Source organism: Myroides sp. (assembly GCF_032073645.1).
In the GTDB taxonomy this organism is placed as follows: domain Bacteria; phylum Bacteroidota; class Bacteroidia; order Flavobacteriales; family Flavobacteriaceae; genus Flavobacterium; species Flavobacterium odoratimimum.
Map to the genome: position 1 here is coordinate 24,372 of NZ_DAMANB010000032.1, position 12,424 is coordinate 36,795.

At 35.6% G+C, this 12,424-nt stretch carries 10 protein-coding genes; 7 read left to right on the forward strand and 3 right to left on the reverse strand.

Annotated features, from left to right (window positions below; genetic code table 11):
• The first annotated feature begins 183 nt into the window (after window positions 1-183).
• The 4 genes from recO to RT228_RS17075 all read left to right on the forward strand — a co-directional run bounded on the left by recO (window position 184) and on the right by RT228_RS17075 (window position 5,475).
• Window positions 184-900, forward strand: coding sequence for a DNA repair protein RecO (gene recO / locus RT228_RS17060; RefSeq protein WP_006257767.1), 717 nt, complete (start codon window positions 184-186; stop codon window positions 898-900).
• Window positions 901-995: 95 nt separating this feature from the next.
• Window positions 996-4,397: an isoleucine--tRNA ligase gene (gene ileS / locus RT228_RS17065; protein WP_006257766.1), complete on the forward strand. Its 3,402-nt coding sequence runs from the start codon at window positions 996-998 to the stop codon at window positions 4,395-4,397.
• Between the two features lie 8 nt (window positions 4,398-4,405).
• Window positions 4,406-4,792 carry a TraR/DksA family transcriptional regulator gene (locus tag RT228_RS17070; RefSeq protein WP_006257765.1) on the forward strand — a complete coding sequence of 129 codons (387 nt, stop codon included), beginning with the start codon at window positions 4,406-4,408 and terminating at the stop codon, window positions 4,790-4,792.
• 86 nt (window positions 4,793-4,878) lie between these two features.
• Window positions 4,879-5,475: a lipoprotein signal peptidase gene (locus RT228_RS17075; RefSeq protein ID WP_006257764.1), complete on the forward strand. Its 597-nt coding sequence runs from the start codon at window positions 4,879-4,881 to the stop codon at window positions 5,473-5,475.
• Window positions 5,476-5,640: 165 nt separating this feature from the next.
• Here RT228_RS17075 and RT228_RS17080 read toward each other — a convergent pair whose 3' ends face one another.
• From RT228_RS17080 to RT228_RS17090, 3 genes are all read right to left on the reverse strand, one after another.
• On the reverse strand, window positions 5,641-8,784 hold the full coding sequence (locus tag RT228_RS17080) for a S41 family peptidase (RefSeq protein WP_253112437.1): 3,144 nt from the start codon (window positions 8,782-8,784) through the stop codon (window positions 5,641-5,643).
• Window positions 8,785-8,943: 159 nt separating this feature from the next.
• Entirely contained in the window at window positions 8,944-9,507 is a 564-nt protein-coding gene (locus RT228_RS17085) for a 5-formyltetrahydrofolate cyclo-ligase (protein ID WP_006262552.1), read from the reverse strand.
• The gene (locus tag RT228_RS17090) at window positions 9,504-10,454 is read right to left on the reverse strand and encodes a succinylglutamate desuccinylase/aspartoacylase family protein (RefSeq protein ID WP_006257760.1); all 951 of its coding nucleotides are present in this window, start codon (window positions 10,452-10,454) and stop codon (window positions 9,504-9,506) included. Before RT228_RS17090 ends, RT228_RS17085 begins: the two co-directional genes overlap by 4 nt.
• A 422-nt stretch (window positions 10,455-10,876) precedes the next feature.
• Here RT228_RS17090 and RT228_RS17095 point away from each other — a divergent pair, with 422 nt between their 5' ends.
• The 3 genes from RT228_RS17095 (at window position 10,877) to RT228_RS17105 (ending at window position 12,397) form a co-directional block, all read left to right on the forward strand.
• A complete protein-coding gene (locus tag RT228_RS17095; RefSeq protein ID WP_313139042.1) occupies window positions 10,877-11,188 on the forward strand; it encodes a hypothetical protein in 312 nt (103 codons plus the stop codon).
• A gap of 76 nt (window positions 11,189-11,264) precedes the next feature.
• Window positions 11,265-11,753, forward strand: coding sequence for a hypothetical protein (locus RT228_RS17100; protein ID WP_313139044.1), 489 nt, complete (start codon window positions 11,265-11,267; stop codon window positions 11,751-11,753).
• Between the two features lie 254 nt (window positions 11,754-12,007).
• Window positions 12,008-12,397 carry a hypothetical protein gene (locus RT228_RS17105; protein ID WP_313139046.1) on the forward strand — a complete coding sequence of 130 codons (390 nt, stop codon included), beginning with the start codon at window positions 12,008-12,010 and terminating at the stop codon, window positions 12,395-12,397.
• The last annotated feature ends 27 nt before the right edge of the window (window positions 12,398-12,424 follow it).

Below are 12,424 nucleotides of genomic sequence, written 5' to 3' on the forward strand. Positions count from 1 at the left end.
CTCATATTGTAAGATTTCGCTAGTCTCTTTTTTAGGATGTATTTGCACTGTATTATAATGCTTTAGGGGAGATATTTTGAGCCAGTTGAAGCAGTGCCTTTATATGTTAGGTCTGTTTTATTTTAGTACTTTTGCACACAATTAGATGAAGAAGACGTATTTTAGATTATTAAAAGAGAATAGATGCAGATAAAGACTAAAGCAATTGTACTTAGTGCTTTAAAATATCAAGAGAAGAGCTTAATCGTAAAGTGCTTTACAGAAGAGGCAGGTATGGTGAGTTTCTTTGTTCGCAATGCTTTTGCCAAAGGGAAGTCTGCACAGAAAATAGCTTATTTTCAACCTTTGACGATATTAGATATTGACTTTGTTTATAAGAATAAAGGAGGGCTAGAGTATTTTAAGGAGGTTAAAACAGCTCATGTATATCAAGATATCTATTATAATTACAACAAGAATTGTATCGCTATCTTTATCGGAGAAGTATTGCACTCAGTATTTAGAGAGCCTGTTGTAGATAAGGATTTCTTTACTTTTCTAGAAGCGGCTTTACTGTGGTTTGATACCCATGATGAGGTAGCTAATTTCCACTTGATTTTGATGGTAGAATTGACGAAGTACTTTGGGTTTTACCCTGCATCGGAAGGAAAAAGTAAGCTTTATTTTAACTGGGAAGAAGGAGTGTTTACTGATCACTTTTCTCCCTGTTGTTTTGATGAAGAACCGACCTTTTTGTTTAGAAAATTGATTGAATTAGGCTTCTCTAGTGACCAGAAAGTCTTTAATAATAAGGATCGGAAGAGACTGTTAACCATGATAATTAGTTATTATGAACAGCACCTAAATGACTTCAGAAAGCCTAATTCTTTAGAAGTTTTAAAAGAAGTCTTCTCTAACTAAATATTTTAATGTTTTTCCTACCAATTAATTAGGGAGATATTGAAGTAATTTGTTTAAATTCGCAAAATTGATTAAAAAATATTATAATAATAACGATGAGCACTAAATTTACAGAATATAAGAATCTTGACATGTCAGGGGTAGCATCGGAGATGCTAGAGTTTTGGAAAGAACAATCAATATTCGAAAAAAGTATTAGTACTAGAGAGGATAATAAACCTTTCGTGTTTTTCGAAGGCCCACCTTCAGCAAATGGTAAACCAGGAATTCACCACGTGATGGCTCGTGCTATTAAGGATATTTTTTGTCGTTATAAAACTCAAAAGGGGTTCCAAGTAAAGCGTAAAGCTGGATGGGATACGCATGGACTACCTGTAGAGTTAGGTACAGAGAAAGAACTTGGAATTACTAAAGAAGATATCGGAACTAAAATTACAGTAGAGGAATATAACCAAGCGTGTAAGCGTACTGTAATGCGTTATACAGATCTATGGAATGACCTTACTGAGAAGATGGGGTATTGGGTAGATATGAACGATCCTTATGTGACATACAAGTCTAAATATATGGAATCAGTATGGTGGTTGTTAAAACAAATCTATGATAAAGACTTGTTATACAAAGGATATACTATCCAACCATATTCTCCTAAAGCAGGTACAGGTCTATCATCACATGAGATTAACCAACCTGGAGCATATAAAGATATCACAGATACAACTATCGTAGCACAGTTTAAAGCTATTGATGAGACATTACCTGAGTTCTTAAAAGGATTCGGTACTATTCATTTCTTAGCTTGGACGACTACTCCATGGACATTACCATCGAATACAGCATTGACTGTAGGACCTAAGATTGACTATGTATTAGTGAAGTCGTTTAACCAATATACGGGTGAGGCGATTAATGTAGTATTAGGTAAACCATTAGTTGGTAAGCAGTTCGCAGGTAAGTTCGCAGCTGTAGAAACAGAAGAAGAATTAAACGCATATAAAGAAGGTGATAAAAAGATTCCTTACTTTGTAGTTAAGGAATTTAAAGGTGCTGACTTAGTGGGAGCTAAGTATGAGCAGTTATTGCCTTATGTATTACCATACCAAAACCCTAAGAACGCATTCAGAGTAATCTCTGGAGACTTTGTTACTACAGAAGATGGTACAGGTATCGTACATACAGCTCCTACTTTTGGTGCAGATGATGCTAAGGTAGCTAAAGAAGCTACACCAGAAGTACCGCCTATGCTTATCCTTGACGCTGATGAGAACCCAGTTCCATTAGTAGACTTACAAGGTCGTTTCGTTAAAGAGCTAGGTGACTTAGGAGGTAAATATGTGAAGAATGAATACTATGATGAAGGGCAAGCACCTGAGCGTTCTGTTGACGTAGAAATTGCTATTCGTTTAAAAGAAGAAAACAAAGCGTTCAAAGTAGAGAAGTATGTTCACAGTTACCCACATTGTTGGAGAACGAACAAACCTGTATTATATTACCCATTAGACTCTTGGTTTATCAAGATCACTGAGGTAAAAGAGCGTATGTTCGAATTAAACGAAGAAGTGAACTGGAAGCCTAAAGCGACTGGAGAAGGACGTTTTGGTAACTGGATTAAGAATGCAAATGACTGGAACTTATCTCGTTCTCGTTTCTGGGGTATTCCATTACCGATCTGGAGATCTGAAGATAAGACAGAAGAACTTGTAGTAGGATCTGTAGAAGAGTTAATGAACGAGATTAATAAATCTATGGCTGCTGGTATCCAAACAGCTAATCCTTTTGAAGGATTCGTAGTAGGAGATATGAGTGAAGAGAACTATGATAAAGTTGATTTACATAAAAATGTAGTGGATAATATCGTATTAGTATCTCCTTCTGGTAAACCTATGCGTCGTGAGTCAGACTTAATTGACGTTTGGTTTGATTCTGGATCTATGCCTTATGCACAATGGCACTATCCATTTGAAAATAAAGACTTAATAGACAATAATAAATCATATCCTGCAGACTTTATCGCTGAGGGAGTTGACCAGACACGTGGATGGTTCTATACATTACACGCTATTGCTACATTAGTATTTGATACTAAAGCATATAAGAATGTAGTGTCTAACGGATTAGTGTTAGATAAGAACGGATTGAAGATGTCTAAGAGTTTAGGTAATACTGTAGATCCATTTGATACATTAGCTGAGCACGGACCTGATGCTACGCGTTGGTATATGATTTCGAATGCGAATCCATGGGATAACTTGAAGTTTGACCTTGATGGTATTACAGAAGTAAGAAGAAAGTTCTTTGGGACATTATATAATACTTATAACTTCTTTGCGTTATATGCTAATATCGATGGATTTAAGTATGAAGAGCAAGACATTCCATTAGCAGAAAGACCTGAGATAGATAGATGGATCTTATCTGAGTTAAATACTTTAGTACAACGTGTAGACGAATTCTATGCAGAGTATGAGCCAACGAAAGCAGCTCGTGCGATTACAGATTTCGTTACAGAGAACTTGAGTAACTGGTATGTTCGTCTATGTAGAAGAAGATTCTGGAAAGGTGAATATGCACAAGATAAAATAGCAGCTTACCAAACATTGTATACATGTTTATTAACTGTAGCTAAATTAGGTTCTCCTATTGCTCCATTCTTCATGGATAAACTTTACAGAGACTTAACTTTAGCAACACATGGAGAAAGTTTCGAATCTGTACATTTGGCTAACTTCCCTGAATTCAAGGAAGAATTCGTTGATAAAGCATTAGAAAGCAGAATGCAAAAAGCTCAAATCATTTCTTCATTAGTGTTATCACTTCGTAAGAAAGAAATGATTAAGGTACGTCAACCACTACAGAGAGTAATGATTCCTGTATTAGATGATAACCAAAGAAATGAGATATTAGCTATCGCTGATCTAATCAAAGCTGAGGTTAATGTGAAAGAAATCGAATTACTAGATGATGCTTCAGGTATCTTAGTAAAACAGATCAAACCTAATTTTAAAACATTAGGACCACGATTCGGTAAGGATATGGGGCTGATTGCGAATAAGATACAGGGTTTTGGGCAGGAAGAAATCGCATTACTTGAAAGAAATGGTGAGATTACATTAGATCTATCAGAAAAAAGTGTTACTTTAACAGTAGCAGATGTTGAGATTACTTCTCAAGATATTGAGGGATGGCTAGTTGCTAACGAAGCTGGACTAACAGTGGCATTAGACATAACTATCAGCCCTGAATTGAGAAAAGAAGGTATCTCAAGAGAGTTAGTAAATAGAATTCAGAACATCAGAAAAGACTCTGGATTTGAAGTTACTGATAAGATTGTAGTAAAAATACTAGAAGAAAAAGAAATAAAAGAGGCTGTTTTAGCGAATGAGGACTATATCAAGTCTGAAACACTAACACACACATTAGAATTCGTGACTGAGTTGAGTGAGGGTGTAGATGTAGAGTTTGATGAGCTAAAAACGCGAGTGTTAATTTTAAAATAATTAAAATTATGAAAGAAGTAGGTGAAATTGTACGTTATTCTGATGCAGATTTAGCTGAATTTAAGGTGTTAATATCGGCTAAGATTGAGAAAGCTCAAGCAGATTTAGAATTAATTAAAAGCGCCTATATGAATGATTTGAATAATGGTACAGATGATACATCACCTACATTCAAAGCGTTTGAAGAAGGAAGCGAAACAATGTCTAAAGAAGCGAATGCTCAGTTAGCAATACGTCAAGAGAAGTTTATTCGTGATTTAAAAAATGCATTAATCCGTATTGAAAACAAGACTTACGGTATATGTAAAGTAACAGGGAAACTAATCGATAAAGAAAGATTGAAATTAGTTCCACATGCTACTATGAGTATCGAGGCAAAGAATCTGCAACGTTAATCTTTAATAAATTTAAAAACGCTCCTAATGGAGCGTTTTTTTTATGTGATAAAATAACTACATTTGTTCCTTGTAAATAAAGAAAAATGTCGTTAAAGAGAGCTTACCTACTTGTTTTGATAGTATTGATACTAGATCAGCTATTGAAGATATATATTAAAACTAATTTTTTATTAAATGATGAGATAGTCGTTTTTGATTGGTTTCGCATTCATTTTATAGAGAATGAGGGTATGGCCTGGGGGGTAGAGTTACCAGGAGATTATGGTAAACTTGCTTTGACATTATTCAGAATAGTGGCTGTATGTGGTATTGCATGGTGGTTAAATGATTCTTTCAAGAAGAAAGCTTCTAATTATCTTATCGTAGCTATTGCTTTAATTATGGCAGGAGCATTAGGTAATATTATTGACTCGATATTCTACGGAGTTATCTTTAATGAGAGTACACCTGGGCAGATAGCAACGATGTTCTCAGATCAGCCTTATGGTAGTTGGTTTCACGGTAAGGTAGTAGATATGTTCTATTTCCCTATCTGGAAAGGATATCTACCTGAGTGGTTACCTATCTGGGGAGGAAACTACTTTACTTTCTTCAATGCTATTTTTAATATTGCGGATGTAGCTATATCAGTAGGAGTAGGTATCTTAATCGTATTTAGTAAAAAAGTTTTTAAAAACTAACAATATGGCTCTCTTTTAGGGAGCCTTTTTTTATATGTAGAGATTGGGTTAGATGTAGATCATTCGTTGCTTAAATCAATCTTTAAGCACATTGTAGAGTAGGAGTGTTCACTATAGACTAAGTTATAAAAATATAAAGGCTTCCCGAGGGAAGCCTTTACTGTATTATTTAATGTCTTTCAAGATTTCTTGAACAGCTCTCTCTAATTGAGGATCATTGTCATTTAATCTATCTACGAATGTGTTTTTAACATAGATATCAGGTGCAACACCTGTTTTTTCTAAGTTCTGCCCATCCAGTGTATAAGTACCCCATGATGGTAATCTATACGAAGAGCCGTCTACTAAGCTCTTACCAGAAGTGAAGATAATCCATCTATACGTCTCTTGACCGATGATTTTACCTAGTTTTAAGGCTTTAAATCCTGCAGCAGTCATCTCGGCATCACTCAGAGACGACTCATTGATAAGCAATACTATTGGCTTACCACTAGGGGTGAAGTTACTCTGTACTGTTAGTTTACCTTCTCTATACTTCCATTGTAGATAGGGTCTTTGAGATAAAAAGTTCAGTACCTTATCATGTACATTCCCTCCTGTATTATAACGCAAGTCTAAGATTACACCTTCTTTGTTAGCCTCTTGTTCTACCATATCTAGTAAGAATCTGTCTAACTCTGGTGACGTCATATTCTTCATATACGTATATGCGATACGATTATCACTTAGCTTGTTCACACGTTGTTTATTCGTATAAATCCATTCGTCATACAGTAATGACTTCATGTCTCCAAAAGAGATAGGATGCAGCTTCGTATTAATCTCTTTTCCTCCTCTATTGAAGGTTAAGCTGATTTCTTCTTGACTATTAGCGAAGGTGAAATAAGTATCTCTATTCGCTTTCTCATCTACTTTATGCCCATTCACTTTGGTTAATACATCCCCTGGTTTAATATCTATGTCTGTAGCATAAGCAGGAGATTTACGTACGATGCGCTCTACTTGATAAGGCTTATCCGTATTGAATACGATACCAGTCTCATAAGATCTGTAGCTTAGTTTTGTCTTTTCTTCACTTCCAGACGAATTAAACCCTAAATGAGAAGAACCTAATTCTCCTAACATATCGTTCAGCAAGATACGCAGGTCATTTCTACTATTAACATCAGGTAGATATTGAGCGAATTGCTCTTTCATATTATTCCAATCTATACCGTGGAAAGTTTCGTCATAGAAATTCTCCTCTACACCAGCCCATGTCTCATAATACATTTGGTTGAACTCATCTGCCAAGTTTTTAGTAAAGCTGTGTTTGATTTTAATCTGCTCAGGCTTTCCTTTGCTTAACTCAAAGCTATAGATATTACCACTGATTAGTGCATATACTTTTTTGTCACGTTGAAGTAACTGATTCGCGCGTTTATCGAATACTTTCTCACTTTTATTTTCTTCGAAGTCTTCGTAAACCGTTTTGTATAAATTGCCCTTTCCGTTTTCTTGATTCGTGTTATAGAACACTACCTCTTTCTTATCATCAGCGAATACGATAGGATTATATTGGTTACCAAAACGGTCACTTACCTGCTCTATACGATCAAGCAGTCCCTCTGTGTTTATCTTAATAGATTTCACTTTTGGGGTATCTTCTTGTTTTTTCTTTTTGTCCTTTTTCTTAGTATCTTTTGTATCCTCTTCTTTCTTTTCTACGAATAGTTTGTCAAACTGATCAGACTTAAATGCATCTGTCTGCCAATCTACAGAGAATCGGTAGATACTAGGATTTTGCATTCCTAGAGGATAAGAAGGATTAAGTCTGTCACTCATAAAGTAGATATACTTACCACTAGGGGACCAGTAAGGGCTAGACTCTGCTACACCTGTATTCGTTAAGTTAATTGTCTCATTCTTTGCGATATGATGAACAAAGATGTCCTCTTCGAAATTGCGCTTAGCAGTGAATAACACATACTCCCCATTAGGAGAGAAAGAAGGCTTAGAGTTTTGGAATGCCCATATTTCGTCTTTCACTATTACTTTAGAAGTATAAGTCGTCAAGTCTAATAATCTCACTTCATCTCTACCACTTAGGTATACAGCTTTAGTCATTTCTTTATTTAAAGTAATGTCTCTGTTGTTGCGATTATCAGAAGTTAATTGAGTAACTGTTCCCTTGCCATCAGCAGATCTTTTAAACCAATTTTGGTATCCTTTATAAGTCTGACTGTATAGTAGCGTCTTGTTGTCCTTTAACCATTTTACTTCCATTACACGTTCTTTACCATCCGATACTGCTTGTACGAATTTTCCTTCGATATCCGATACGAATAATATTCCACGACTAACGAATGCAATCTTCTTGGCATCAGGAGATACATCGAAGTATTCCATATTCTCTTCTACAGCATAAGACTGATCTTTCTCGATAGCTTTATTTGTGTTAACAGAAGTAGCTAGAGGTGTTATAGACTTAGTAGCTGTATCAAGTACATAAATCATATAATCTTTCTCAAAAACGACTTTGCTACCATCAGCTGACACATAAGGTTTCTTGATAGAAGTATCGAAGTTCGTCAAGGCTACTTTCTTTCCATTCTCGAAGGTGTATAAGTTATAGTTACCATTGTTCTCGTCTGAGATGAAGTATATCTTCCCATTTTTATCTACTGTAGGGTTAAAATCCTTTCCTTCATAATCTGTATAAGATTTGAATGCCTTAGTCGTAGGATTATAACCTAGTATATCTGGGTTGTTCTCTCCTTTATAGCGCTTACGAGTAGTCTGACTAGCACTCTCCATAGAACTAGTGAATAAGTACTCACCAGCAGGAGTAACAACTAATCCATTTGTATTATTAAAGTAGTTTGTGAACAGTGGTTTAGGAGTACCACCATTGATATCTATAGCATAAGAACCAAAGTTATTATTCGCATTAGAAGTGAAGTAAATTGTCTTACTATCCCAACTCCAACTCTCTACATCTTCAGAAGCTTGGTGGTAAGTAAGTTGTGTGATTTGTCCTCCTGTTAGAGGCATTAAGAATACATCTCTGTTGCCGTATTGGTCAGAAGAGAATGCAAGCCATTTTCCATCAGGAGATACGCGAGGGTTAGTCTCGTTGCCTTCTAAGGCAGTTACTCTTAGAGCTTCTCCACCAGATGTTGGAGCTTGCCATATATCGCCATTATAGCTAAAGTAAGTAGTCTTTCCATCAGGGCTTAGTGATGGGGTAGAAGCAAATTTAGGTGATTGCTGTCCCCATGCTAAACTTACAAGAGAAAGTGTAAGTAAGGTGATAGTGTTTTTGATCATTGGTTAATATTTTTAATAAACATAAAAATATTTTCCTTAACTCACTAATCCTAATTTAGTTTTAACTGTTGATAGAAGGCTAATAGCAAGGTGTCTGTATTCAAATAGATCTATAAAAAGAACGAGACAATACCTCAATATTGCCTCGTTTTATATGTATTAAAATCGATATACTTCTGTAGGTGTGATGCAATAGTCAAGAGGAATATCTCCTTCTCTCACATCACTGATATGGTCTTCTGGTGGGAAGAAACTCAGTCCTACTTTAACGACATCGGGCTTGCATTCTGCTAAAAATCTATCGTAGAACCCCTTGCCATAGCCTATTCTGTTCCCTTGTTTGTCATAAGCTAATAAGGGAATGAAGACTACATCAAGTTGTTTTTCGCTTACTTGAATGCCGTCTATAGGTTCAGGAATACCATAACTATTGACTTTAATCGTAGTGTTGTCCGTCAAGAGGTAATGTGATAATGTTCCCTCCTTAAAGTCAGATTTAGATAAGATAGTATTCTTATCCTTACCCGCTAGTATCTGCAGTAGGTATTCTGTATCTATTTCCTTTTTATTTCGAATACTTAGAAACAGGTGGTAGTTCACCTTATCCCAGATCGGTAACTGTAGTGCTTGATTTGCGATTTCTAAACTTAGATCATCTATTTTATCTAAGTCTAAGTTATCGCGAAGAGCTTTATATTTTAATCTTAATTCTTCTTTATTCATTTTTTTAATGTTTTTGAGATGTGAAATACTGCATCTCCTTGATAGACTATAGGAGCATCATTTACATTGATTACATAGCCTGCATTCGGTGCTTTGATTGTTGTGTTTTCTTTTCCATACGGGTCAGATACCTCTGCCAGTACAGCTCCTTTTTCTACATACGAACCTATTTTTACCTGATCGTGTAATAATCCAGAACGCTTAGCACGTACCCAAATAGAGTTGGTGATGATGGTCATATCCTCTTTAGGAGGACAGATGCTAAACTCATCTTTCAACATATCAAAAGAGTGTAAGAATCGCTTCGTACCTTCTACTCCCATTTCAGATACATCAGAGTTAATATCTAAGGACTTCCCTCCTTCGAATAACAACATTTTGATACCTTTCTTAGCACACGCATTTCTAAAAGAACCTGCTATCTGTGCTGAGTACAATAGGAAAGGTGGGTGAAAGATAGTCGCTAACTCTTCTAACTCTAGGTTTTCTGGAGCGATTCTGATTTGAGGAGCGTTAAATCTACTTGCACCTCCTGCGTGAAAGTCGATAGCATAATCTACATGAGGCAAGATATAGTTCACGAGATAATGGGCAAAGCGCCCTGCTAGTGAACCAGTCTTACTACCAGGGAATACCCTATTCATATCTCTACCATCAGGGAACTCTCTAGATTGGTTAATAAACCCAAATATATTAATCACAGGGATACAAATAATCGTACCTCGCTTAGGGACATTCATTCCGCGATGTACTATCTGACGTACGATATCCACCCCATTCAGCTCATCACCGTGTAGTCCAGCAGAGAGTAATACGGTAGGACCGTCTAGTCTAGCTCTAGATACGATAACGGGTATTTTTAGTTTAGTAGCTGTGTGTAATCTTGCGATTTCAAGGTTTAAAGTCTTGGTTTCACCAGGATGGATTGTTTCATCTAGTATAGTCATCTTTCTAACAATTTTGGAACTGTGAAGATATTAAAAGTTTTGCATTCGTGTTTTAATCGAAAGAGACAAATCGTTACTAGTGGTGTTTTTAGTGCTTTTTTACGGGTGGTCAGCTTGTGGTCGGTATGTGATGGGCATGTGCTCGGCTAAAAAGTGCTATAAATAAGCCTATCACTAGCCTATCAACTATGGAGCATATCGGGATGATAGGGAAGGACATGTCAGAGACAACGAATTCTCGCCAAGTGATACATGGCATGAGTTACAAGTCCACACTAGCAAGTAGAGACTCAATATTTTGCGTGTCACAGTAAGTAAAGGCAAGTATTATAAATCCGCAACAACGTGAGCTATATGTTTGAATAATTGAGTTTTGTAACAAGATAAATGAGTACATTTAATGTGTTTTAAATTAGATAATAATGGTGTTTGGACTTAGTCACTTATTCAGTAGTTATGAATTAATCCTCTCTAGTGTGAATGATGAAGCAGTCTCTTTTCTTATCCTAAAAGGTGGTGAAGAATGTGGAACTCTTTTTATCTCAAAGAGCAGTAGACGTATGACTTATCATATCGGAAGAGGACGCTATTTCGGAAAAGGGAGTATTGATCTAAAGGAGGTGAACTTTGTTTATCATAAGGGGAGGGTATCTATACAGATACAAGGTAGTCGTACTCTAGTATTTAAGAGTAGTGAAGAGGTTTATGGAGTGTTAGACTCGGTGTTTGATTAGTTTTTAATGTTCCAGATTAAAATATGTAAAAATGGGGTCTGCGGGTTGTCGTAGGGCTAAACTTAAAAGAGTTATTATGCAGTCAGCAGAATTAATTGATGTAGTATTTTATGGGACGTTTCGAGAGAGACAGTTAGAGCTCGTGTCATTGTTATTAGAAAAGTCTCGTAATTTTAGTTGTGTGATATATGACAACGTTGAGATAGAAGCAATGCACTTTGATATAGATATGTTGAATCATGCTACTTATCTGAATTTTGGTTTTGGTGTAGAAGAGGTTGTCTTTGATGGGTACTGTATTCCCAATTTATTTGTAGATATTACTAAAGATGAAGATAAGATAGAGTTATTGATGTTTTTCGCTTTAGGAGATATTGAAGGAAGGACAGATAAAGAGAGATTAGATATTCTAAAGTGTAGGTTAGATCTTGTTAAGGAGAGATATTCATTTGAATCTTATATCTGTCGTATGGATAATGGTGATGACGATATAGATGATGAGGTTTATTTTGATAGTAGTGGTAGGTATGGAATGTTGTATAATAAATTAGAACAGTATGAATAAGGAAGAGGGAAAAGTTGTAATCCATGCGGAGTTTAAAATATGCGAAGATATCTTCACTTTGAGTTATTTGTGAGATGCTTCCTTCGTCAGCATGACATTGTTTGTGGTCAGTGTTTCCATTTGCTATGTCTTCCTGAACGCAGTGAAGGATCTCATCTTATGAGTATGTTTTTGACCCTTTTTATTCTTATGTAAGACATAATTGTAGAAAGTTCAGGGTAAAAGAGAAAGATAATTTATTAGAATAATTTGAGATGGTAAAAGACATATTAGTTTTAGTCTTATTGTTAGTAGTGTTTAGTTCTTGTAATAGGAAAGTAGAAGTCATTAGATCTAATGTAATGCCTCATCTTTTTTTATTAAAGAATACAAATGAAGACAATATAGAAGAAACAAAAGAAATAGTGAAAAGTATAATTGATACAATACCTAAGAAAGATACTTTAGTAATTAGTTTTTATAAATACACTTCAGGTTTTGGGCCATTTAGTGGTGGTACTGCTCACTTTATTGATAATAGAGAAGATCCAGGAGGTTTTTCAAGTGAGATGTTAATGGATTATAATGAGGTGGCATTGATTGCTGAATATTGGATATGGCCAAAAGATGGAAAGAAGAGGGTGTCCCGTGAACTGTGTCATTAAAATAATTGTATAATAAAATATGTACAT

Excerpts from the sequence above, each read along its gene's own strand:
- recO (WP_006257767.1), top strand. The coding sequence starts at position 184 with ATGCAGATAAAGACTAAAGCAATTGTACTTAGTGCTTTAAAATATCAA.
- RT228_RS17080 (WP_253112437.1), bottom strand. The coding sequence starts at position 8,784 with ATGATCAAAAACACTATCACCTTACTTACACTTTCTCTTGTAAGTTTA.
- RT228_RS17105 (WP_313139046.1), top strand. The coding sequence starts at position 12,008 with ATGGTAAAAGACATATTAGTTTTAGTCTTATTGTTAGTAGTGTTTAGT.
- RT228_RS17070 (WP_006257765.1), top strand. The coding sequence starts at position 4,406 with ATGAAAGAAGTAGGTGAAATTGTACGTTATTCTGATGCAGATTTAGCT.
- RT228_RS17100 (WP_313139044.1), top strand. The coding sequence starts at position 11,265 with ATGCAGTCAGCAGAATTAATTGATGTAGTATTTTATGGGACGTTTCGA.
- ileS (WP_006257766.1), top strand. The coding sequence starts at position 996 with ATGAGCACTAAATTTACAGAATATAAGAATCTTGACATGTCAGGGGTA.
- RT228_RS17085 (WP_006262552.1), bottom strand. The coding sequence starts at position 9,507 with ATGAATAAAGAAGAATTAAGATTAAAATATAAAGCTCTTCGCGATAAC.
- RT228_RS17075 (WP_006257764.1), top strand. The coding sequence starts at position 4,879 with ATGTCGTTAAAGAGAGCTTACCTACTTGTTTTGATAGTATTGATACTA.
- RT228_RS17095 (WP_313139042.1), top strand. The coding sequence starts at position 10,877 with ATGGTGTTTGGACTTAGTCACTTATTCAGTAGTTATGAATTAATCCTC.
- RT228_RS17090 (WP_006257760.1), bottom strand. The coding sequence starts at position 10,454 with ATGACTATACTAGATGAAACAATCCATCCTGGTGAAACCAAGACTTTA.